At 72.7% G+C, this 21974-nt stretch carries 21 protein-coding genes and 1 pseudogene; 14 read left to right on the forward strand and 8 right to left on the reverse strand.

The window, feature by feature from the left end; translation table 11 throughout:
• Positions 1-668, reverse strand: a 668-nt coding sequence (locus ABD976_RS22240) for a hypothetical protein (RefSeq protein ID WP_345366292.1), incomplete at its 3' end; no start/stop codon positions are given.
• A gap of 151 nt (positions 669-819) precedes the next feature.
• Here ABD976_RS22240 and ABD976_RS22245 point away from each other — a divergent pair.
• Positions 820-1932, forward strand: coding sequence for a peptidoglycan recognition protein family protein (locus ABD976_RS22245; protein WP_345366294.1), 1113 nt, complete (start codon positions 820-822; stop codon positions 1930-1932).
• Here the strand turns inward: ABD976_RS22245 and ABD976_RS22250 are convergent.
• Positions 1910-4894: an alpha-mannosidase gene (locus ABD976_RS22250; protein WP_345366296.1), complete on the reverse strand. Its 2985-nt coding sequence runs from the start codon at positions 4892-4894 to the stop codon at positions 1910-1912. The genes ABD976_RS22245 and ABD976_RS22250 overlap by 23 nt on opposite strands.
• A 159-nt stretch (positions 4895-5053) precedes the next feature.
• Here ABD976_RS22250 and ABD976_RS22255 point away from each other — a divergent pair, with 159 nt between their 5' ends.
• Complete coding sequence (locus tag ABD976_RS22255; RefSeq protein ID WP_345366856.1) at positions 5054-5314, forward strand: Prokaryotic metallothionein; 261 nt, start codon at positions 5054-5056, stop codon at positions 5312-5314.
• A 423-nt stretch (positions 5315-5737) separates the two neighbouring features.
• On the opposite strand, the gene ABD976_RS22260 is transcribed toward ABD976_RS22255, so the two are convergent.
• Both ABD976_RS22260 and ABD976_RS22265 read right to left on the reverse strand, forming a co-directional pair.
• Positions 5738-6265, reverse strand: coding sequence for a gamma carbonic anhydrase family protein (locus tag ABD976_RS22260; protein WP_345366298.1), 528 nt, complete (start codon positions 6263-6265; stop codon positions 5738-5740).
• Positions 6262-7014 (reverse strand): GntR family transcriptional regulator, encoded by a 753-nt coding sequence (locus ABD976_RS22265; protein ID WP_345366300.1) that lies wholly within the window; start codon positions 7012-7014, stop codon positions 6262-6264. Before ABD976_RS22265 ends, ABD976_RS22260 begins: the two co-directional genes overlap by 4 nt.
• Positions 7015-7198: 184 nt before the next feature.
• On the opposite strand from ABD976_RS22265, the gene ABD976_RS22270 reads away from it, so the two are divergent.
• The 8 genes from ABD976_RS22270 (at position 7199) to ABD976_RS22305 (ending at position 14633) form a co-directional block, all read left to right on the forward strand.
• Entirely contained in the window at positions 7199-8401 is a 1203-nt protein-coding gene (locus tag ABD976_RS22270) for a CaiB/BaiF CoA transferase family protein (protein ID WP_345366301.1), read from the forward strand.
• 31 nt (positions 8402-8432) lie between these two features.
• Positions 8433-9398: a tripartite tricarboxylate transporter substrate binding protein gene (locus ABD976_RS22275; RefSeq protein ID WP_345366302.1), complete on the forward strand. Its 966-nt coding sequence runs from the start codon at positions 8433-8435 to the stop codon at positions 9396-9398.
• Entirely contained in the window at positions 9395-9895 is a 501-nt protein-coding gene (locus ABD976_RS22280; protein WP_345366304.1) for a tripartite tricarboxylate transporter TctB family protein, read from the forward strand. Before ABD976_RS22275 ends, ABD976_RS22280 begins: the two co-directional genes overlap by 4 nt.
• Before the next feature lie 13 nt (positions 9896-9908).
• Complete coding sequence (locus tag ABD976_RS22285) at positions 9909-11405, forward strand: tripartite tricarboxylate transporter permease (RefSeq protein WP_345366306.1); 1497 nt, start codon at positions 9909-9911, stop codon at positions 11403-11405.
• Positions 11398-12171 (forward strand): enoyl-CoA hydratase/isomerase family protein, encoded by a 774-nt coding sequence (locus ABD976_RS22290; RefSeq protein WP_345366308.1) that lies wholly within the window; start codon positions 11398-11400, stop codon positions 12169-12171. Before ABD976_RS22285 ends, ABD976_RS22290 begins: the two co-directional genes overlap by 8 nt.
• A gap of 327 nt (positions 12172-12498) precedes the next feature.
• Positions 12499-12894, forward strand: coding sequence for a MerR family transcriptional regulator (locus ABD976_RS22295; protein ID WP_345366310.1), 396 nt, complete (start codon positions 12499-12501; stop codon positions 12892-12894).
• A gap of 106 nt (positions 12895-13000) precedes the next feature.
• Positions 13001-13924, forward strand: a complete 924-nt coding sequence (locus ABD976_RS22300) for a quinone oxidoreductase family protein (RefSeq protein WP_345366312.1) — start codon at positions 13001-13003, stop codon at positions 13922-13924.
• A gap of 487 nt (positions 13925-14411) precedes the next feature.
• Positions 14412-14633, forward strand: a complete 222-nt coding sequence (locus ABD976_RS22305; protein WP_345366314.1) for a hypothetical protein — start codon at positions 14412-14414, stop codon at positions 14631-14633.
• A gap of 158 nt (positions 14634-14791) precedes the next feature.
• Here the strand turns inward: ABD976_RS22305 and ABD976_RS22310 are convergent, their stop codons facing one another.
• Positions 14792-15391 (reverse strand): CGNR zinc finger domain-containing protein, encoded by a 600-nt coding sequence (locus ABD976_RS22310; RefSeq protein WP_345366316.1) that lies wholly within the window; start codon positions 15389-15391, stop codon positions 14792-14794.
• Between the two features lie 90 nt (positions 15392-15481).
• Here ABD976_RS22310 and ABD976_RS22315 point away from each other — a divergent pair, with 90 nt between their 5' ends.
• Positions 15482-16273, forward strand: coding sequence for an MBL fold metallo-hydrolase (locus ABD976_RS22315; RefSeq protein WP_345366318.1), 792 nt, complete (start codon positions 15482-15484; stop codon positions 16271-16273).
• Positions 16274-16564: 291 nt separating this feature from the next.
• Positions 16565-17755 (forward strand): MFS transporter, encoded by a 1191-nt coding sequence (locus ABD976_RS22320; protein ID WP_345366320.1) that lies wholly within the window; start codon positions 16565-16567, stop codon positions 17753-17755.
• 225 nt (positions 17756-17980) lie between these two features.
• Here the strand turns inward: ABD976_RS22320 and ABD976_RS22325 are convergent.
• Together ABD976_RS22325 and ABD976_RS22330 are read right to left on the reverse strand one after the other, a co-directional pair.
• Positions 17981-18166, reverse strand: a pseudogene (locus tag ABD976_RS22325) (Tn3 family transposase); the annotation flags it as partial.
• Between the two features lie 37 nt (positions 18167-18203).
• Positions 18204-19961 (reverse strand): amidohydrolase, encoded by a 1758-nt coding sequence (locus ABD976_RS22330; protein WP_345366322.1) that lies wholly within the window; start codon positions 19959-19961, stop codon positions 18204-18206.
• A gap of 415 nt (positions 19962-20376) precedes the next feature.
• Between ABD976_RS22330 and ABD976_RS22335 the strand changes: the two genes are divergently transcribed.
• Complete coding sequence (locus ABD976_RS22335) at positions 20377-20511, forward strand: DinB family protein (protein WP_345366324.1); 135 nt, start codon at positions 20377-20379, stop codon at positions 20509-20511.
• 155 nt (positions 20512-20666) lie between these two features.
• Positions 20667-21566 carry an aminoglycoside phosphotransferase family protein gene (locus tag ABD976_RS22340; RefSeq protein WP_369774497.1) on the forward strand — a complete coding sequence of 300 codons (900 nt, stop codon included), beginning with the start codon at positions 20667-20669 and terminating at the stop codon, positions 21564-21566.
• Here ABD976_RS22340 and ABD976_RS22345 read toward each other — a convergent pair.
• Positions 21553-21972, reverse strand: a complete 420-nt coding sequence (locus ABD976_RS22345; protein ID WP_345366328.1) for an FAD-dependent monooxygenase — start codon at positions 21970-21972, stop codon at positions 21553-21555. The two genes, ABD976_RS22340 and ABD976_RS22345, sit on opposite strands and share 14 nt — an antisense overlap.
• Positions 21973-21974 lie beyond the last annotated feature (2 nt).

Raw genomic sequence — 21974 nt, forward strand, 5'->3', positions numbered from 1 at the left:
GTGTCGATGCGCTGCTGGGCGTCGCGGTGCGCGGCGGCGATGGCGACGTCGGCTTCGTTGCGGGCGGCGTGGACGTCTTCGGTGGCCTGCTGCTGGGCGTGGTCGGCGCGGGTGAGCGCTTCGTCGCGCTGGGTGCGGGCCTGGTCGGCGTCGCGGGTGGCGTCCTCGGCGGCCGCGGCGGCGTCGTCGGCGGCGGCGACCGCGTCGGCGGCGGCGGCGACCGCGTCGGCGGCGGCCTGCTCGGCGCGGCGGCGGTGCTGCTGGGCGGTGGCCAGGGCTTGTTCGGCTTGGGCGACGCGGTGGGCGGCTTCGGCGTGGGCGGCCTGCACCTGGGCTTCGGCGGCGCTGGGGTCGGCGATGGCGCCGAGTTCGTCGATGGCGGCGCGCAGGGTGCGGGCGAGCTGGTCGCTCAGCGACCGGTACTGGCGCAGCAGGTCGTCGGCGCGGACGCGGGCGCCGTCGAGGTCGGTGGCGGGCAGGACGGGGTCGGGCTGCTGGTCCTGTTCGGCGTGCAGCCGCTGGCGTTCCTTCCAGGCCCGCCACCGGGTGTGCTCGGGCAGGTCGCAGTACTCCGGGGGCCGCCCGGGGCCGCTGTGGCGCGGTACCGGCCGGGTGCATCCGGGGAACTTGCAGGTCGTGCCCGTCGGTTCCCCGGCTGGTTCGGTCATGGCGGGGACCGTACCAAGTGGACCGGGCCCGGCCCGGCAGGTGATCGTCCTGGGTGGCCGGTGGCGGGTTGTCGCCAGGGGGTCGGTCCGCGGGGGCGCGGCGGGCAGGCTCGGGGCCCCTTCCCCACCCCGACATCCCGGAGGAGTCGTCATGGTCCTCGGTCCGAGGATGGCCCGCCGCACGCTGCTGGCCGCGGGTCTGGCCGTCACCGCCGTCGGCGCGGCCGCAGCGCCCGCCGCCGCGTCCGTCCCGCGTCGCCTCGCCGCCCCCGACATCGCCGGCACCGGTGACTGGGAGGCGCGGGATCCCCGCGGCAGCATCGACGTGCGCGGCACCGCACCCGACAAGATCATCGTGCACCACACGGCCACGGAGAACGCGCGGGACACCTCGCGGGCCCACGCGTTCGCCCTGTCCCGGAGCATCCAGGACTACCACATGGACGGCAACGGGTGGATCGACACCGGCCAGAACTTCACCAACAGCCGCGGCGGGCACCTCACCGAGGGCAGGCACCAGAGCCTGGCGGCGCTGCGCTCGGGTTCCGAGCACGTCGTCGGGGCGCACGCGGGGGCGCAGAACGCGGTGTCGATGGGCATCGAGAACGAGGGCACCTACACCGGCGCCGAGGTGCCTGCCGCGCTGTGGGAGTCGCTGGTGGCGCTGTGCGCCTACGCGGTGGCGCAGTACGGCATCGCGGCCGGGGCGATCTACGGGCATCGCGACTACATGGCCACCGAGTGCCCCGGGGAGGTGCTCTACGGGCGGTTGGGCGAGTTGCGGGAGGCCGTCGGTGCGGCCACCGGGGCCGCGGTGGTGCACCCGGTGACGTGGCCGCTGCTGCGGCCGGGTGCTTCGGGGCCGGTGGTGGTGGCGTTGCAGCGCCTGTTGCGGGCGCGGGGGCACGAGGTGGCCGTCGACGGCGTGTTCGGCGGTGCGACGCGGCGCACCGCCGCGGGTCTGGCGGTGCCCGCCGAGGCCTGCTACGCCGCGCCGGTGGCCGAGGCGGGTCTGTTCGGCGGGACGGCGTGGGCGCGGCTGGTTCCGGAGCTGGCCGCCGGGGACGGTGGTGAGGCGGTGCGGGCCGCGCAGGTGCTGCTGACCGCGCGGGGGGCCGCGGTGGCGGCTGACGGCCGGTTCGGTTCCCGGACGGTGGCGGCGGTCCGGGATTTCCGGGCGGCGCGGGGGCTGGCGGTGCGCGGCGCGGTGGACGGGGTGACGTGGCGGCACCTGCTGGGGGTCAGCGGCGCACCCGCACGGTGAGGATCTGGAACGGCCGCAGGTCCAGGTCGAGGGTGCCCGGGCAGTGCCGCGGCGGGTCCAGGGGGCGTTCCAGCAGGTCGGTGGTGGTGACGGTGGCGGGCCCGTCGAAGGTGAGGGTGGTGCGGGCGCGGGTGCCGCGGGATTCGTAGAGGCGCAGCACGAGGTCACCGCTGCGGTCGTCGGCGAGTTTCAGGGCTTCGACGACGACGGCGTCGTTGTCGACGGCGACCAGCGGGGTGACGTCGTGCCCACCGGTGCGGCGGCGCGGCGGCAGGTTGATCCGGTAGCCCTCCCGCACCGCCGCGGCGATGCCGGCGCCGACCACGAGCCGGTAGCGCAGGTGGTGGGGGCCGTGGTCGGTGTCGGGGTCGGGGAAGCGGGGGGCGCGCAGCAGCGACAGCCGCACGGTGGTGGTGGTGCCCCCGCCGGGGCAGGTGTCGCGGGTGACGTCGTGGCCGTAGGTGGAGTCGTTGACCAGGGCGTGGCCGTAGCCGGGTTCGCCGACGTGCAGCCAGCGGTGCGCGCAGATCTCGAACTTCGCCGCTTCCCACGAGGTGTTGGTGTGGGTGGGGCGGAAGACGTGGCCGAACTGGGTTTCGGCGGCGCTGCGGTCGGCGTGCACGTCCAGCGGGAACGCGGCTTTGAGCAGCGCTTCGGTTTCGTGCCAGTCGACGTCGGTGTCGATGTCGAGGTGGCGGGCGCCGGGCGGCAGGCTGAGGCGCTGGCGGATGCGGGAGCGGCCGGTGGCGCGGTGCACGTGGACGTCGGTGCCGTCGACGAACAGCGCGTCGAGGTCGGTGAGGTCGCGGACCTGGTGGCGGTAGAACCCGTCGATGTCCCAGGCGTCCCAGGCGTTGGGGTGGTCGGGGTGCAGTTGCAGCAGGTTGGCGGGGCCGGCGAGGGCTTCGCGGTCGGCGGTGAGGTCGTGCACCGAGGTGAGCAGTCCGCGGTGGTCGACGGTGACCCGCAGCAGCCCGTTGTCCAGGACGATGGCGCCGTCGCGGCGTTCGGCGGTGGTCTGCGGGCGGGGTTCGGTGGCGGTGGCCGCGCCGAGGGCGGGGACGCCGTCGTGGGCGTGCGGGGTGGCGTTGAACGTCACGGTGCGGTCCCCGTCGCCGCACAGCCGCTGCTGCGCCCGGTCGATCAGCGCGGTGAGCGCGGTGGTGGTGCGGGCGTAGGCGGCTTCGGCGTCGCGGTGCACCCAGGCGATGGAGGAGCCGGGCAGGATGTCGTGGAACTGGTGCAGCAGCACGGTGCGCCACGCCTGCTCCAGTTCGTCGTGGGGGTAGTCGGCGCCGGTGCGCAGCGTGGCGGTGGCCGACCACAGCTCGGCTTCGCGCAGCAGGTGTTCGCAGCGCCGGTTGCCCTGCTTGGTGCGGGCCTGGGAGGTGTAGGTGCCGCGGTGCAGTTCCAGGTAGAGCTCCCCGGACCACACCGCGGGGCCGCGGTGGTCGGCTTCGGCGGCGGTGAAGAACGCCGCGGGGCTTTCCAGCCGCACCCGCGGTGCGCCTTCGAGGTCGGCGGTGCGGTGGGCGCGGGCCAGCATTTCGCGGGTGGGGCCGCCGCCGCCGTCGCCGTGGCCGAACGGGATCAGCGAGCGGGTGGCGTAGCCGTGTTCGGCGAAGTTGCGCTGGGCGTGGGCGAGTTCGGCGCCGGTGAGTTCGGCGTTGTAGGTGTCGGCGGGCGGGAAGTGGGTGAACACGCGGGTGCCGTCGATGCCTTCCCACCAGAAGGTGTGGTGCGGGAACCGGTTGGTCTGGTTCCAGGAGATCTTCTGGGTGAGGAACCAGCGGGATCCGGACAGCGCGACCAGTTGCGGTAGCGCGGCGCTGTAGCCGAAGGAGTCCGGGAGCCACACCTCCTGGGTGTCGAGGCCGAACTCCTCCAGGTAGAAGCGCTTGCCGAAGGTGAACTGGCGGGCCATGGCCTCCCCGCCGGGCATGTTGGTGTCGGCTTCGACCCACATGCCGCCGACGGGCACGAACCGGCCTTCGGCGACGCGGGCGCGGACCCGCTCGAACAGCGCGGGGTGCTGGTCGCGCAGCCACGCGAGCTGCTGGGCCTGGCTCATGGCGAACACGAAGTCGGGGTCGGTGTCCATCAGGGCGCACACGTTGGCGGTGGTGCGGGCGACCTTGCGGACGGTTTCGCGCAGCGGCCACAGCCACGCCGAGTCGATGTGGGCGTGGCCGACGGCGGAGAGCACGTGGGCGCTGGGGTGGGCGGGGCGGGCCAGGGCGTCGGCGAGCGCGGCGCGGGCGTGGGCGGCGGTGCCGGCGATGTCGTGCAGGTCGAGCCGGTCGAGCATCCGTTCCAGGGCGCGCAGGATCTCGTGGCGGCGCGGGTCGGTGCCGGGCAGTTCCCGCATGAGCTGGTCGAGGACTTCGGCGTCGTGCAGCAGGTCGCGGACCGTGGTGTCGACGACGGCGAGGTCGGCGCGGTGCAGCCGGTACAGCGGCCGGTCCCCGGCGGTGGCGGGGTCGCCCAGCGGGGTGGGCTGGAAGCCGCGGGGGCCGAGGATGAGGGGGTTGGCGGCGGCTTCGACGTACCAGGTGCGGGTCCGGGCGCCGTCCTCGGTGGACACCGGCAGGTGGGTGTTGCGGGGGTGCAGTCCTTTGACGGGGCGGCCGTCGGGGGTGTGGGCGAGCCCTTCGCACTGGAAGCCGGGGCGGTCCTGGTCGAAGCCGAGGTCGACGATGGCTTCGACGGTGCGCCCGGCCCAGGAGGCGGGCAGTTCGGCGTGGATGCGGAACCAGCTGGTGCCCCACGGCGGGCCCCACGGTTCGCCGACCGCGGTGGGCCGGTAGTCGGCGCGCAGCGCCTCGGCGGCGGGGACGGGTTCGCCGGGGGCGTGCCACACGGCCACGTCGCACGGCGCGGTGTGGGGGTGCACGGCCGGGAGGAGCCGTTCGGCGAGCACGCGGTCGAGGCGGTCTTCGACGATGCGGCGGTCGTCGTGCATGTGCTCCCCCGGGTTCGGCGGCGTCGCGTCGCGATCATGCTGGCACAGCGGGGGTGGGTGGCGCGCCGCCGAACCGGGTGGTGGTGCCCGGTTGCCGGTCACCGGCGGTGGCCGCATCCTGTCGTGGTCAACGACCGGATCGGGGAGGCGGTGGGGCCCGTGGGCACCTGCGACGTGTGCGGCAACGACTACTGGATGACCTTCGAGGTGCGCACCACCGGCGGTGGGGTGCACACGTTCGATTCGATGGAGTGCGCGGCGCAGCGGTTGGCGCCGGTGTGCGAGCACTGCCAGTGCCGGGTGCTGGGGCACGGGGTGGAGGCGTCGGGGCGGTTCTTCTGCTGCGCGCACTGCGCCCGGATGGTCGGTGCGGTCACCGGCGACGAGCTGCGCGACGCGGTGGGTTCGCACCCGGGCTGACCCCGCGCGACCCACCCGCGACGAGGAGTTATCGATTCGTGATCAAACGCTTGAAACATCGTCCCCACCTGCGACGACATGGCGGGTGAGACATCCCCTTGTCGCCCAGGCGGGGCGTTGTCGGGGCAAGAGCTCTTGACAACGCACAAGGTCGTGTCGACCACATCCCTTGAGCTGTAGTGGAGGACCCGCGATGGCAGGTCTGGTTCGTTGGCTGGGCAGCTTGGCGCGCGAGATGCAGCGGGCCCGCACGGTGATGCGGCACCCGCAGTCGAGCACCCTGACCTGGCACTGAGACTGAGCGGCGCCCGCACCGCGGGCACCGGCGACACACCGGTCCCGGCCCCTGCCGGCCCGGGACCCCGATGACCACCGGCGCGGTGGCCACCCGTCGAACGGGCGGCCACCGCGCCGTTCTCGTGCTCAGCCCGCCAGCGCCGCCCGGTGCTTGGCGGCGTTGGCCACGTACTTCTCGGCGGCCACCGCCAGTTCGGCGCGCTCCGGGTCGCGCAGCTCCCGCCGCACCTTCGCCGGGGTGCCCGCCACCAGCGACCCCGGCGGGATCTCGGTGCCCTCCAGCACCACCGCTCCCGCCGCGACCAGCGACCCGGCCCCGACGCGGCAGCCGTTGAGCAGCACCGCGCCCATCCCGATCAGCGCCCCGTCCTCCACGGTGCAGCCGTGCAGCACCGCCCGGTGCCCCACCGTGACCCCCTCGCCCACCGCGCACGGGAATCCGGGGTCGGCGTGCACCACGCACCCGTCCTGCACGTTGCTGCCCGCCCCGACGCTGATGTGCTCGGTGTCGCCGCGCAGCACCGCCCCGTACCAGACGCTGGCCCCCGCCCCCAGCCGGACGCGGCCGATCAGGGCGGCCCCCGGCGCCACGAACGCCTCCGGGTCCACCTGCGGGCTGAACCCGTCGATGGTCACGATCGGTCCTGCGCTCACCGCTGCTCCTCTCGCTGCCGGCGCAACCACTCCAGCGCCTCCTCGGTATGTCCGTCCACTTTGGTCTCGATGCCGTCCAGGAACGTCCGGTCGCCGTGGCGGGCCAGCTCCGCCAGCACCCGCGCCGGCTCCCCCTCCTCCACCAGCGCCAGCAGCCGCTCGTGGCGGGCGACGTCCTCGGTCAGCGTCTCGTCCTCCCGGGCCCGCCGGTTGAGCGCCATGCTCAGCATCAGCTGCAACTGCAACGACCGGTAGGCCTCCTCCAGCCGCTGGTGCCCGGACAGCCCCACCACCGACACGTGGAACTCGAACGAGCACTCCAGGTACGCCGACTGGTCCGCCGCCCCCGCGGCCTCGGCCATCCGGTGCAGCGCCGTGCGGCAGCGGCGCAACCGCTCCGGATCCCGCACCGGCACGCCCAACCGCACCGCCAGGCCCTCGAACTCCGCGCGCAACGTGCAGATCTCGTAGATGTCGTGCAGCGTCAACGGCGTCACGATCACGCCCTTGCGCGGCACCTGCCGCACCAGGCCCTCCCGCTCCAGCACCCGCAGCGCTTCCCGCAGCGGCGGCCTGCTGATGCCCAGCTCGTGGGTCAGCCGGTTCTCCACCACCCGCTGCCCGCACAGCAGATCCCCGCCCACGATCATCCGCCGCAACGCGTCGGCGGCCAACTGCACCAGCGACGGCGGCCCCACGATGCTCGGGGCCCGCGCCACCGGCGCGCTCAGTTCGTCCTCTCCGGTCACGGAAAGCAGTGTCCTTCCACAGCGGGCCGCACGAAGCGCCCGGGGGCACCGGCAACCGGGCGGCTGCTCCGCCCGGGGCAACCTTGGCACACCACCTTGCCACCGCGGAACTGCCTGCTGTAGACAAAAGTCCGGTGATGCCGATCACGGCGCACGGTACGCGACGACCGCTCTGGAGCCGCGCATGACCACCACCCCGCCCCCCGCCGCGCTGCACGGCGTGCGCGTGCTGGAGATCGGCGCCTTCATGGCCGCCCCCTTCGCCACCATGCAGCTCGCCGACCTCGGCGCCGACGTCATCAAGATCGAGAACCCGCACGGCGGCGACCCGGTCCGCCAGACCGGCCCGTTCCTCGACGAGCACAGCTCCCCGTTCATCCGGCTCAACCGCAACAAGCGGTCGGTGGCCCTGGACCTCAAGACCGAACGGGGCACCGCGCTGCTGCGCACCCTGCTGGACAGCGCCGACGTCCTGGTGGAGAACCTGCGGCCCGGCGCGCTGGCCGCCCTGGGCTTCGGCTACGACGCCGTGCGCACCACCCACCCCCGCCTCATCTACGTCTCCGCCTCCGGCTGGGGCCAGGACGGGCCGCTGGCCGCCCAACCCGGCCTGGACATCATGGCCCAGGCCCGCTCCGGGCTGATGAGCGTCACCGGCGCCCCCGACGGCGACCCCACCAAGATCGGCGTGCCCGTCTGCGACCTCGTGTGCGGCCTCTACGCCGCCACCGCCACCCTCGCCGCGCTGCGCGCCCGCGACACCACCGGCCACGGCCAGCACATCGACGTGTCCCTCCTCGAAGCCGGGGTATCCCTGACCGTGTGGGAAGCCGGGACCTACCACGCCACCGGCGAAGCCGGCCGCAAGCACGGCTCGGCGCACCAGAACAGCGCCCCCTACCAAGCGCTGCGCTGCCGCGACGGGTGGGTCACCGCCGGGGCCACCACCACCAAGACCTGGCCCGCGTTCTGCCACGCCCTCGGCCTCACCGCCCTGCTCGACGACCCCCGCTACACCCACTCCTACGACCGCTACCAGCACCGCGACGACCTCATCCCGGCCATCGAAGCCGCCACCACCACCCGCACCACCGGCGAGGTCGTCGACCTGCTCGTGGCCGCCGGCGTGCCCTGCGCACCCATCGCCACCACCGACCAGGTCTACACCGACGACCACCTCACCGGCCGCGGCTACTTCTGGGACGCCCCGCACCCCGACCTGGGCACCGTGCGGCAACTGGGCTCCCCGATGCGGCTGTCGCACACCCCCGCCCGCCGCGGCACCGCCGGCCCCGGCCTCGGCGCCCACACCCGCGACGTCCTCACCGAAGCCGGCCTCGGCACCACCGAACTCGACGAGCTCCACGAAGCGGGCATCATCCGCTGACCCCACCGCGACGCCAGCTCGAGGAGGAGCGATGCGCGCGCACCGCACCGCACTGGCCGCGCTGACCACCGCGCTGGTGGCCACCGGCTGCGCCCCGGTCACCGCCGACGACGTCCAAGGCGGGCCGCGCCCGGTTGGCGAAGTGACGATGGTCGTGCCCTTCGGCGCCGGCGGCGGCAGCGACATCGCCGGGCGCGCCATGGCCGCCGGGCTCACCGCCGCCGACCCGACGCTGTCCATCACCGTCGACAACCGCGAAGGCGGCCAAGGCGCCGTCGGCTACTCCTACTTCCTCGGCAAACGCGGCTCCACCCACCACCTGCTGGCCACCGAGACGTCCCTGCTGTCGCTGCCCGCGGGCATCGACGTCGCCTTCTCCCACCGCGACTTCACCCCCATCGCCAAAGTCGGCGAGGACTACACGCTGCTGGTCGCCCGACCCGGCTCGCCGATCACCAGCTGCGCCGACGCCGTCGAGCAGAGCAAGCAGCGCCGCGTCCTGGCCGGGATCTCCGGTGCCCTCGGCCCCGACGCCGTCGTGTTCACCCTGATGCAGCGCCGCGCCGGCGCCGACTTCGACCGCGTGCCCTACCAGTCCGGCAGCGAAACGATGGCCGCCGTCCTCGGCGGCCACGTCGAACTCGCCTCCCTCAACCCCAGCGAAGTCATCGGGCAACTGCGCTCCGGGCGGCTCACCGCGCTGTGCGCGTTCGCCCCGCAGCGCTACCACTACCCCGAACTCGCCCACATCCCCACCGCCGCCGAACAAGGAGTGCCGGTGTCCTTCGCCCAGTTCCGCGGCGTCATCGCCCCCGGCGGCCTCGATCCCCGCGCCCGCCAGTACTGGATCGACCTGGCCCGCCGCTACGCCGCCTCCCCCGCCTACACCGACTACGTCGAATCCGAATACCTGCAACCCGTCACCGCCTTCGGCGACGAGTTCACCGCCTACCTGCGCGACAACCAGCGCCTGCTCGCCGACGTGGTGGGCCGGTGAGCACCCGCCGCCGCAGCACCGGCCCCCTCGTCCTGTTCAGCGGACTCGCCCTGCTCGGCGGCGCGTTCGCCACCACCGCCGTGCCCTACGGGGTGCTGGTCGACGACAACCGCATCGGCCCCGGCTTCCTGCCGCTGGTCGCCGGAACCCTGCTGGCGGTGTTCTCCCTGCTGCTGCTCGCCCGCGAACTCCGCACCCCCACCGCACCCGAACCCGCCACGTCCGGCGAGGACCGCGACGACGCCGGGCGCAGCGCCACCGAACGCCGCCGCATCCTGCGCCGCGTGTTCGGGCTGCTGCTGCTCACCCTGCTGGCCGTGCCCCACCTGGGCATGGTGCTGTCCTTCGGGCTGCTGGTGCTGGTCATCTCCACCTGGCTGGAACGCCGGCGGCTGCCGCAGGCCCTGCTGATGAGCGCCGCCACCGCCACCGCCATGCACCTGCTGTTCGCCGTCCTGCTCGACATCCCGCTGCCCACCGGCGTGCTCGGATTCTGAGGAGGAGGCCCGCGTGATCGACAACCTGCTGCTCGGCGCCGCCACCGCCCTCACCCCCACCAACCTGCTGTGGTGCCTGCTCGGCGTCGTGCTGGGCACCGTCATCGGCCTGCTGCCCGGCCTCGGGTCCAGCACCGGCGTGGCCATCCTCATCCCGCTGACCCTCACCGTCGAACCCGTCACCGCGCTGATCATGCTCGCCGGCATCTACTACGGCTCCCAGTACGGCGGCACCATCACCTCCGTGCTGCTGTCCACCCCCGGTGAAGCCGCCAGCGTCGTCACCACCCTCGACGGCTACCAGATGGCCCGCCAAGGCCGGGCCGGCGCCGCCCTGGCCATCGCCGCCATCGGCTCCTTCGCCGCCGCACTGCTGTCCCTGCTGCTGCTGGCCGCCCTCGCCCCGCCCTTCGCCGCATTCGCGCTGCGCTTCGGACCCCCCGAGAACCTCGCCGTGATGGTGCTGGCCCTGGTCACCATGGTCATCCTCAGCACCGGGTCGAAACTGCGCGCCGCCGCCATGGCGTGCGTCGGGATCCTGCTGGCCTGCGTCGGCATCGACGCCGGAACCGGCGAAGCCCGCTACACCTTCGGCAGCATCAACCTGCTCTCCGGCCTGCCCTACATCGAAATCGTCATCGGCCTGTTCGCCGTCGGCGAGGTCCTGCACCAGATCCGCATCGGCGCCGCCCGCCCCATCCGCGCCCGCTTCCGCGACCTCGTCCTGCGCCGCCGGGACCTGCGCGACTCCACCGGCGCCATCGCCCGCGGCAGCACCATCGGGTTCCTGCTCGGCACCCTGCCCGGCGCCGGCTCCACCCTCGCCTCGTTCCTCGCCTACGGCCTCGAAAAACGGCTGTCCCGCAACGCCGACCAGTTCGGCCACGGCGCCATCCAAGGCGTCGCCGCCCCCGAGAGCGCCAACAACGCCGCCGCCAACGCCAACTTCATCCCCACCCTCACCCTCGGCATCCCCGGCGGCGCCACCACCGCCGTCCTGCTCGGTGCCATCACCGTCTACGGCCTGCAACCCGGACCGCTGCTGTTCACCGAACAACCCGCCCTGGTGTGGGGCCTGCTGGTGTCGTTCTTCATCGGCAACGTCATCCTGCTGGTGCTCAACCTGCCGCTGGCGCCGCTGTTCGCCCAGCTGCTGCGCATCCCCTACGGCTACCTCTACCCGATCATCCTGGTCACCAGCTTCACCGGCGCCTACGCCATCGACAACAACACCTTCAGCGTCTGGCTGGTGTTCGTCTTCGGCCTCATCGGCTACGGCATGAAGCGCTTCGCGCTGCCGATGGCGCCGCTGGTCGTCGGCGTCGTCATCGGCGGGCTGTTCGAAAAGGCCCTCGTGCAATCCTCCGCGCTGCTCGACGGCAACCTGTGGCTGCTGCTCACCCAACCCATCGCCGTCACCCTCCTCGCCCTGGCCGCCCTGCTGCTGGCCGGACCGCCCCTGCTCACCCGACTCCGCACCCGCCGCCACGAGGAGGACAACCATGTCTGACGACCTGCTGGTCACCCGCCACGGCCCCGCCCTGCACGTCACCTTCAACCGCCCCGCCCAGCGCAACGCCATGACCTGGGCCATGTACGACGGGCTGCTCGCCGCCTGCGACACCGCCGAATCCGACCCCGACCTGCGCGTGGTCGTGCTGCGCGGCGCCGGGGACGACGCCTTCGTCGCCGGCACCGACATCGCCCAGTTCACCGACTTCACCGACGGCGACGACGGCGTCGCCTACGAACGCAAGATGGCCGCCATCCTCGACCGCCTCGAATCGGTCACCGTCCCCACCATCGCCGCCATCAACGGCTACTGCGTCGGCGCCGGCATCGCCCTGGCCGCCGTCTGCGACCTGCGCGTGGCCACCACCACCGCCCGCTTCGGCGTCCCCGTCGCCCGCACCCTCGGCAACTGCCTGTCCATGAACACCTACTCGCTGCTGGTGCACCACCTCGGCCCCGGCCGCGCCCTCGACATGCTGCTGCGCGCCCGGCTGCTGGGCGCCGACGAAGCCCACAGCGCCGGATTCGCCACCGAACTCTGCGACCCCGCCGAGCTCACCGGCACCGTCGACGACCTCGTCACCCGCCTCGCCGGGCACGCCCCGCTGACCATGTGGGCCGCCAAACAAGCCGTCCGCCGCCTGCGCCTGGCCACCCTGCCCGACGGCGACGACCTCGTCCGCACCGTCTTCGACAGCCACGACTTCCACCACGGCGTCCGCAGCTTCCTCGACAAAACCCCACCCCGGTGGACCGGCCGCTGACCGCCGCCACCACCGTCCACGACGCGTTCAACCACCGGGGCCAGCAGGGCGCGCTGTGCTGACGGACGGCGGGAGCGGAAGGACGTTCGACTAGTTCAGACCGCCGTGGCACGTGGTGAACGTGCTCGGGACGGAAGCGATCGGCGACCTGCTGGCCCCACTCCATCCCGGAAAGACCGCAACCGGTTATCGCCTCACCGGCCCCGGCTGCCGGTCGGCCTGGTTGATCATGGCGGCGAACGGAATCGCGGGATACCAGCCGCCGTGGCGGTGTCCGTGGCTCGCCGGCGGCCTGAACCTGGAGCACGCGGGCGTAGGCTCTCACGGATGCGGATCGGCGAGCTGTCCAAGCGCACGGGCGTGAGTCCGCGCTCACTGCGGTACTACGAAGAGCAGGGCCTGCTGACCAGCTCACGCTCCGACGCCGGGCAGCGTCACTATTCCGATGCCCAGGTCCAGCGCGTGTCGCTCATCCGACAGCTGTTCGACGCGGGTATGTCCAGCCGGGTGATCGCGACTGTGCTGCCGTGTGTGGACATCCCCGGTGACCTAGGCGTCGCCGAGGAGACGTTCACGGTGATGACGCGTGAGCGCGACCGGATCGACGCCGACATCGCGCACCTGATCGAGACCCGGGATGCACTCGACGTGCTGATCAAGGCCAACCGGCGGCACCGGGCGGAGCTGTCCACGGCCCCGGAACCGGTGACACGGTCGACCTGATGCTGTGACCTGCACCTCAGCCGCTTGCCCCTTACATCGATGTCAGCGGTGAGGATGGCGACCGCACCCGGAACCACCGGGTCGGTCATCCGGGAGGCGGCAGAAAATGGGACGAGCGTGGGGTTTCGGCAGGTATGGCGGGCCCGAGGGGCAGGAGTTCTTCGATCGTCCCGATCCCGTCCCCGGTCGCGGCGAGGTGCTGATCCGGGTCGAGGTCGCCGGTGTGAACCCCCTCGACCACCTCCTGCGCTCGGGTCTGGTCCCCGGCCTCGACGGCGGGCGTCCGTTTCCCCGCGTGCTGGGCATGGAGGCAGCGGGAACCGTTCTCGCCCTGGGCGAGGACGTCGACGGGCTCGAGGTGGGCGACGCGGTCTTCGGCTTCGCACTCACCGGCGGCGGCACCTACGCCGAGACGACGGTGCTGTCCGCGCCGAACACCGCGCGCATCCCGACGGGCCTGTCCGCGACCGTCGCGGCAACGCTGCCGGTGGCCGGGTCGACCGCGGTGGACGCGCTCGACCAACTCGGCCTCCCAGCCGGCGCCACGGTCCTGATCAACGGGGTCGGCGGCGGGGTCGGACTCGCCGTCGCCCGGCTGGCCATCGAGCGCGAGCTGCGGGTGATCGGCACCGGGAGTACCGCCAAGCGCGAGCACGCCGAAGCCATCGGGGTGCGGTTCATCGACTACGCCGCCGAGGACGTCGTCGCCGCGGCACGCGAGCTGGTTGCGGACGGCTTCGACGGGATCGTCGATCTGGTCGGAGGCACTTCGCTGCGGACGGTCGCCCCACTGGCCCGGGATCCCCGCAACGTCATCGCCGTGGGTGATAAGTCCGTGCCCGATCTCGGTGGGCGTTTCGTCGAGCGTCGCCTCGACCGCGAGAACCTGGAGCGGTCCGCCCGGCTAGCCCTCGACGGAGTCCTCGCACCCATGATCACCGCGGTCCACCCGCTCTCCGACGCCCCGGCCGCCCTCGCCACCGTCGAGAACGGTCACACCTCGGGCAAGGTTGTCATCAAGGTGGCATGAGAAGTGCCCGGCCGACCGACGCCAGGAGCGGGCCGCACCCAGGACCTCGGATCGGGTAACAGCCACGCCGCCCGGTTGGCTCTCGGAGCCTCGCCGAGCCGCTGAAGAGGGCTGGCGCAGCCACACGGGGAGCCCACGTTCATGGCAGGTCGCGCGCAGTGAAGATCATCCATCCCAGGAGATCGACGGCCCCCCGGTCGAGACCGCCCGCTCGTCGGCGCGGCTCCGAGGCCACGCTCCGTTATCTGCGGCAAGGGAGAACGCGGGTGTCCACAGTTGTCGCGCTGCCGACCGGCACCTCGGCGCTGACCGTCGGTCGGGCGGCCGAGCTGTTCCTCGACTCGTTGGCGAACCCGAACACGATCCGCGGCTACGCCACGGCGGTGGGCAAGACTGCCGAGAAGCTCGGCGAGCGCCGGCCGCTGTCCTCGGTGGCCGACGACGAGGTCGGCGAGGCCCTGGAGTCGTTGTGGGGCACCGCGCCGCCGTGGGTTCGTGGCTGTCGTGGTGCCGGGACAACCGCGACCGCGCCGCCCCGGCCGTGCCGGGCTGGACCAAGCACCTCGGCGAGGCGGGGGCGAGCCTGGTGCTGCTGATGGCCAAGTCCCGCCACAAGAAGCCGGAGAACCTCCGCCGCTACTTCAAGCCCTCAGGCCAAGCCCTTGCCGAGATCACCAGCCTGCTGGCACCCGGCGACAGCCGACGCTGAAGTTCGGTGTTTGAGGTACGTGTCGGCGAGATGGCGCCTGGTCTCGCCCAACCGAGCCGGTACCACTCGGGACGCCATCCGCCCGGACCGGATGTGACCTCAGGGCGGGCCTCGGCTATCGCTCCGGGAGTGATGGAGCCGGGTCGGGGTGGGGCGCGTCAGTCCGCTGTGGGCTGGGTGCGGCGGGTGTAGGCGCGGGCGGCTCGTGCGCGGTCGCCGCAGCGGGTCGAACACCAGTGGCGGCGGCCGTGGCGCAACAAGAAGCGGTTGCAGGGGGTGGAGTCGCAGGCGGTGAGCCGTTCCGCGTCGGGGCCGGTGAGCAGGTCGGCGGCGTTGGCAGCGAGGGTCGCCAGAGCATGATCGACGATCTCGGTGGTGGGATGGGGTGCCGCGCGGTAGGGGCCGTTCTTGTCGTCCCACTGCAGCAGTGGGGCCGTGGGGACGCGGGTCAGTGCGTCATTGACGGCGGTCAGGGCGGCGGGAAGGGCGGGCAGCCCGGCGGTGCGGGAGGCGAACAGGGCCCTGATCTGTTCGCGCAGCGAGCGCAGCTGCGTGGCGCACATCTCCTGCATGCCGATGTCGACCGGGGCGAGGCCGTGGTCGGTCAGCCAGTGGTTCGTCTGCGCAGGAGTCCCGAGCAGGTCTGCCGTGTGCCCGCCCGGCAGTGCGATGGCGCTGTTGGCCAGCGCGAGGCAGGGGTACTGCTCCTCGCCCGGTGCCGGCGGCAGGGCGGCGTCTGTGGTCACGGTCTCCTCCATGGGTCTCATGGTACGGGTTGCCTCAATCCGTGAGAACGGCTAGCGTGACTTCACGGATAAACCAACCAGAAAACGTGAGGTACTTCTTCCGTGTCTTCTGTCCCCAGGTCCACCGATCAGTTCCCCGTGCGCGCCTTCGGGGGCCCGACCGCCCTGTTCGAGTACGGCGGCCTGCGGTTCGTGACCGACCCGACCTTCGACGCGCCCGGCGACTACGCCGCACCCGCGGCGGTGCTGACCAAGACCAGCTCCGCGACGGGGAGCCCTGCTGACCTCGGTCGCGTCGACGTGGTGCTGCTCTCCCACGACGAGCACCCCGACAACCTCGACCACTCCGGCCGAGCCCTGCTCGCCGACGTTCCCCTCACCCTCACCACCCCCGGCGGCGGCGAGCGCCTGGCGGAGCACTCGGGGAACAAGGCCCGGGGCCTGGCCGACTGGGAATCCGTCGAGCTGGACCTACCCGACGGGGGCACGATCACGGTCACCGGTGTGCCCGCCATCCACGGCCCCGGCCACCGCGAGGACATCGAGCCGATTTGCGGCGAGGTCGTTGGTTTCGTCCTGACCGGGGACGGCCTGCCCACGGTCTACGTCAGCGGCGACAACGCCTCGCTCGACGCCGTCGAGTCGATCGCCGAGCGGTTCGGCCCGATCGACACCGCCATCCTGTTCGCAGGCGCTCCCCGCTTCTCCGCCCTCTTCGATGGCAAACCGATCGTCCTGGACAGCGCCCAGACCGCCGAGGCCGCCACGATCCTCCGTGCGCGCCGGGTGGTTCCGGTCCACTTCGAGGGCTGGGCCCACTTCACCGAGGGCCGCGACCACCTGGTGGCCGCCTTCGCCGCTGCGGGACTGTCCGACCGTCTGCAGTGGGCCTGAGCGGGCCCCTGCCCTCCCGCCACGGGTGCCCGGCGGCGACCCCCGCCGGGCACCCCGCATGGCACGCCCGCTGACGGGTCCGTGCTCAGGCCCATCCACATCGGCGCCGCCCACGTCACGTACACGGAAGCGCAGACGCATGGGGCGGCCCTGCTACCCGCTCCCCCCGCATGCCTGACCCCCGGAGAAGCAATGCCTCGCTACCCGAGCGCCCCTGCCGCCGTCTCCGCCCACCAGGGCACCGCACCGGAGGCCGGCCCCCCGGTAGAACGGACGCGACGGCGCATCCTGATGGTCCTGCTGTTCTCCCAGGTCTTCAGCGGTGTGGGACTCGCCGCCGGCGTCACCGTCGCCTCCCTGCTCCTGCAGGACATGCTCGAGACCACCGCGCTGGCCGGTCTGGGCATTGCCCTGCTCACCGCGGGGTCCGCCTTCGCCGCCGTGGCCGTGGGTCGCGTCTCCCACGTCCGCGGTCGGCGCCCGGGGCTGGCTGGTGGCTACCTCGTCGGTGCCCTCGGTGGTGCCGGAGTCATCGCCGCGGCCACCCTCGGCAGCCCCGCCCTGCTGTTCGTCTCCCTGTTCCTCTACGGCGCCGGCACCGCCGTGAACCTCCAGGCCCGCTACGCCGGAACCGACCTCGCCGCCCCGGCTCACCGCGCCCGCGCGATCTCCACCGTCCTGGTCGCCACCACCGTCGGCGCAGTCCTCGGCCCCAACCTCGCCGCCCCCACCGGCGATCTCGCCGTCGCCCTCGGCCTGCCCCGCCTGACCGGCCTCTTTCTTCTCTCCAGCGCGGCGTTCGCCCTCGCAGCCCTCGTCCTGATCCTCTGGTTGCGACCTGACCCGCTGTTGCTCGCCCGCTCCCTGCCCGCCGAACAGCACCCGACAGACGACTCCAGTGCGTCACCGACGTCCCCGCACTCCGGGCGCCGCGCATCGCGTCTGGGCCTGGGTGTGCTGGTCCTGGTCCTCAGTCAGCTCGTCATGGTCGCCGTCATGACGATGACCCCGGTCCACATGCACGCGCACAGTCTCGGCACCGCGGCCTCCGGCCTCGTCATCGCTTTCCACGTCGGGGCCATGTTCCTGCCCTCGCCCCTGACCGGACTGCTCGTCGACCGCTACGGGCCCCTCGCCATCGTCACGGCCGCCGCGGCCACCCTCGTGGCCGCCGGCGTCCTCGCCGCCACCGCACCCGGCGACTCCGTCACCCTGCTGACGCTCGCACTCATCCTGCTCGGGCTGGGCTGGAACTTCGGCCTGGTCAGCGGTACCGCGCTCGTCACCGACGCCATCCCGCTGGACACCCGAGCCAAGACCCAGGGGCTCATCGACGTCGCCTTCGCCATCGCGGGCGCCACCGGCGCACTGGCCTCAGGCATGGTCGTCGCCGCAGCCAGCTACCCCATCCTCGCCCTCACCGGAGCAGCCTTCGCCATCGGGCTCCTGCCCGCCATCATCGCCACCGCCTACAAGCGTTGACCGCAGCCGCAGCCGGCACCTGCCGTCGCCGACGTCCCCTGCCGGTCACCGCTCTGCGACCAGCCCGGTCTGCTGCGGTCACGTTGTTCCTCAAGCCCCGGTCAGGGCTGCGGTGTGCACCACCGCCCCACAGCGGGCCACCGGGTCCTTCCCGTTGGCCCGCACACACGTGCACCCGGTCGGTCCTCGGGAGCTCTGCACTCCCGAGGACCGACCGTCAGTTGCTCAGTCGTTCTCGTCTTCGTCCGGGGTCGCCGGGTCACGCAATGGGCGCAGGCCGCCGGCCAGCTCCGGGGTCAGGAACGAGTAGCGACCGAGCATGTTGATGTGGTGGCGCACGAACGGTGAGAGCCGGGCGGCGTCTTCGTCGCGCACCTCGTAGCCGTCGGCACGCAGTTCGGCGATCGCGGAACCGACCGCACCGGACCCGGGCGCACCGCGGCGCGGGTTACTCCTTCGGGGGGATGTTGGCCGGTGGCAGGTCCGGGCCGATGGGCGAGTACTTCTCCCGGGCCACGATCCGCGGCGGCGGCCAGGTGATGCCCCGCGGCGGCCAGGACTGCTGAGTGCGCTCCAGGAACCAGTCCGGCGGACGGTGCACCGGCGGCTGGTAGTCATCGGGCAGCATGCTGCGCCACCGCGTCCTCCTGGTGCGGGCGGCGTGCTCCTCCTTCAACCCCCGCAGCAGCTCCGGTTGGGTCAGCAGATCCACGCTGACCGCGGCGAGGTAGCGGGCCGCCGCCACCATCGCCACGTGCCCGGCGTGCGACCCGGTCGCCCCCGTGCGCAGCCACGAGTGGTTCTTCGTGCCGGTGGGGATCCCGGCGGTACCCATCCGGATCGTCGGCACGTTCCAGCTGATGTCGGCCACGTCGGTGGACCCACCACCGGTGTACACCGACTCCGGCGGCTTCAGCTCGCCGATCGTGCCGTCGAATCCGGTCGGCTCCACCCCCACGCTCTCCTGCAGCCCCCGGCCGTAGCGCTGATCGGCTTCGGAGAACACCGGCGGCCCCACCTGCCGCATGTTGTCGTGCATCAACTCCGCACCCAGCTGCAACGGCACCATGTTCCACGCCGCCGCGGTGGTGCGGTGGCTCATCCGCGTCTGGGTGGCGATCGCCGCGCCCCGAGCGCAATCGACGATCTTCTCCGACAGGATCCGCACCCGCTCCGGACTGCCCTCCCGCACGAAGAACCAGATCCCCACCAGGGAAGGGTTCACGTTCGGCACCGCCCCACCATCGGGGATGGTGAAGTGCAGCCGCGCGGTGCCGTCCACGTGCTGCTCCCGGATCATGTCGCTGAGCAGCGCGGTGGCCCGGGCGGCGTTGAGCGCGCTCTTGTTGCCGATCGGACTACCGCCGTGCCCGTTGGTGCCGGTGAAGTTGAACGCGATCGAGCGCAGCGCGTTCGACGAACTCCACGACGCGCTGTTGCCGCTGGCCGGATGCCAGTCGACGAACGCGTCCAGACCCGCGTACACCCCCCGCTTCACCGCGTAGGCCTTGCCCACCAGCTGCTCCTCGGCGGTGGAGCCGAAGAACTTCAGCGTGCCGTCCAGCCGGTGCCGCTTCATCGCGTGCGCCACCGCCACCGCGGCCCCCGCCGCCGCCGCGCCCAACGCCGAGTGGCCGCAGCCGTGCCCGTAGCCGTAATTGGGGGCGTACGGGTCGTCGTCGTACACCAGCGGATCGTGCTGGGTGGAGTTCGGCTTCTGCGACAGCTGGGGCAGCGCGTCGTACTCACCGCTGAACCCGATCACCGGCTTGCCGGATCCGTTGCTGAAGGTCGCCACGAACGTGCTGGGCAGCCCACCCGCACCCCACTCGATGGTGAACCCGTGCTTGCGCAGGAACTCCGCCTCGGCCAGCGCGGAATTCCACTCCGCCAGCGACGGCTCGGCGTACTCCCAGATCCGGTCGTTGAGACCGACGATGTCCTGGTCGCCCCGGTCGATCCACCCCAACGCGGTCGCCTTGGCCGGACTGTCCTTGGCCAACCCGGACGGCGCTTCGTAATCCACCGCGTCCGGGTCCTTGCTGGCCCCGGCCACACCCGTGGTGGCCGCCAACGCCGGATCCGCCATCCCCGCGCCCACGCCCAGACCGGCGGTGACCGCACCCGCCGTGCCTGCACCGGCCATCCCCAGGAAGCCGCGTCGGCTCATCCCGTCGTTGGGTTCGAGGTGATCGGTGTCGCACACAGCATTTCCTCCTGCCCTCGCCCGAAGGCGAATCAGTGCCGAGAAGGTGTGGACGGGTGCGCACCCATTCCCTGAAAATCCCTTTCCATACTGGCGTTCTGACGCTATATAACGACTCGATCAGCCGTCAATCGACTCCCATTAGGACAATCGAGTGGCGCCCAAGCCCGAACCAGCGCCCGCTCGGGCGCCCGTCGTCCAACCTCGACCGCGCAACACCCCCAGCACGGGCACCGCGCTACACCGCGCTCGCGGCGCGCACCGACGCCCCGCACGCCACCACCCGGCTGCTGGGCCCCGCCCGCACCCGCGAAGGAGCCACCGATCGGACTGCCCGAACACGCCGCGTTCGCCGAACGGAAGTGGTTCCAGAGCATCCTGGCAGGGACTACCGGACTCCGAATGCGACGGTGCCGTGGTGGGCGAAGCCAGTTTCACGGTCAGCGACGACGAAACGGTGACCGACGTGATCGCCGAATTCCAACGCGCCGGCCACCGCGCACGAACGATCGCCGCGGACATCGACCTCGACGCCACCCGGCGGGCGTGAGCCGGCCAGCGGGCATCGCCGGACCCACCGAACGCACCACCGACGAGCCGCGCGGCACGCGGGAGCCGCACCCCGCGCCGCCCCGCCGAGCGGATCACGCCGCCACCAACACCGCGCTAAGCTCGACCACCCGCCCACCGACCCCGAGGACCGCGTTGCTCACCGTGCCGCAGGCGCTCACCGACTCCCACCGCACCGGCCTCGGCGACACCCGCTGGCTCGCCGAACTCCCCACCCTCGCCGCCACCATGCTCCACCGCTGGGACCTGCGCCCCGACGGACCCGCCCGGCACGGCATGATCGCCCTCGCCCTGCCCGTCACCGGCCCCCGAGGCCCCGCCGTCCTCAAACTCCAACCCATCACCGACGACACCACCGCCGAACCCCTCGGCCTGCACCTGTGGAACGGCGACGGCACCGTCCGCCTCCTCGACCACGACCCCGGCACCGGCAGCATGCTCCTCGAACGCCTCCACCCCCGGTCCCTGGCCGACCTCGACGACGACACCCACGCCCTGCACCTGCTCGGCGCGCTCCTCGCCCGCCTCACCCGCACCCCCGCCCCACCCGGCCTGCGCCACCTCGCCGACATCGGCGCCGCCATGCTCACCCGCACGCCCCACGCCACCGGCCACCTCACCCACCCCGACGAACGCGCCCTCCTGCACCGCTGCGCCGCCGCCCTCACCGACGTCCTCCCCGAACCCGGCGACCGGCTGCTGCACTGGGACCTGCACTACGACAACGTCCTCGCCGCCGACCGCGAACCCTGGCTGGCCATCGACCCCCAACCCCTCGCCGGGCACCCCGCCTTCGAACTGCTGCCCGCCCTCGACAACAGGTGGGACGACATCACCAGCACCGGCGACATCCCCCGCGCCGTCCGCCGCCGCTTCCACGCCCTCACCGAACACCTCGACCTCGAACGCGACCGCGCCACCGCCTGGACCCTCGCCCGCGTCCTGCAGAACTGCCTCTGGGACATCGACGACGGCGCCACCGCACTCGCCCCCACCCAACGCGCCATCGCCGAAGCCCTGATCAGCGGGCGCTGACCTCCTCCACCCCCGGGCCCGGCCGACCCCCCATCGCCGCACCCACCGCGGCGCTCACCCCCGGCAACCCCGTCAACCGCACCCCGGCCCGCCGCACCCCCGCACCCCACCGCGAACCCGGCACGAACCACGACGCGCCCCGGCGACCACCCCGCTGCCGCCGCACCACCTCCGGACGCCACCGCCGCTCGTACGCCGCCAACGCCTCCGCCACCGACCCCGACCGCTCCCAGCACCGCCCCAGCACGTACGCCCCGGCCACCGCCAACGACGCACCCTGCCCCGCCAACGGCGACACCGCCCCGCACGCGTCCCCGACCAGCACCACCCGGCCCCGCGACCACCGCGGCAACTCCACCTGCGCCATCACGTCGTAGAACAGATCAGCCTCCGCCGCCGCAGCCACCG

This window comes from Saccharopolyspora cebuensis (genome assembly GCF_039542665.1).
Classification (GTDB): Bacteria; Actinomycetota; Actinomycetes; order Mycobacteriales; family Pseudonocardiaceae; genus Saccharopolyspora; species Saccharopolyspora cebuensis.

Excerpts from the sequence above, each read along its gene's own strand:
- ABD976_RS22245 (WP_345366294.1), top strand. The coding sequence starts at position 820 with ATGGTCCTCGGTCCGAGGATGGCCCGCCGCACGCTGCTGGCCGCGGGT.
- ABD976_RS22250 (WP_345366296.1), bottom strand. The coding sequence starts at position 4,894 with ATGCACGACGACCGCCGCATCGTCGAAGACCGCCTCGACCGCGTGCTC.
- ABD976_RS22300 (WP_345366312.1), top strand. The coding sequence starts at position 13,001 with ATGGGACGAGCGTGGGGTTTCGGCAGGTATGGCGGGCCCGAGGGGCAG.
- ABD976_RS22270 (WP_345366301.1), top strand. The coding sequence starts at position 7,199 with ATGACCACCACCCCGCCCCCCGCCGCGCTGCACGGCGTGCGCGTGCTG.
- ABD976_RS22310 (WP_345366316.1), bottom strand. The coding sequence starts at position 15,391 with ATGGAGGAGACCGTGACCACAGACGCCGCCCTGCCGCCGGCACCGGGC.
- ABD976_RS22295 (WP_345366310.1), top strand. The coding sequence starts at position 12,499 with ATGCGGATCGGCGAGCTGTCCAAGCGCACGGGCGTGAGTCCGCGCTCA.
- ABD976_RS22275 (WP_345366302.1), top strand. The coding sequence starts at position 8,433 with ATGCGCGCGCACCGCACCGCACTGGCCGCGCTGACCACCGCGCTGGTG.
- ABD976_RS22290 (WP_345366308.1), top strand. The coding sequence starts at position 11,398 with ATGTCTGACGACCTGCTGGTCACCCGCCACGGCCCCGCCCTGCACGTC.
- ABD976_RS22320 (WP_345366320.1), top strand. The coding sequence starts at position 16,565 with ATGGTCCTGCTGTTCTCCCAGGTCTTCAGCGGTGTGGGACTCGCCGCC.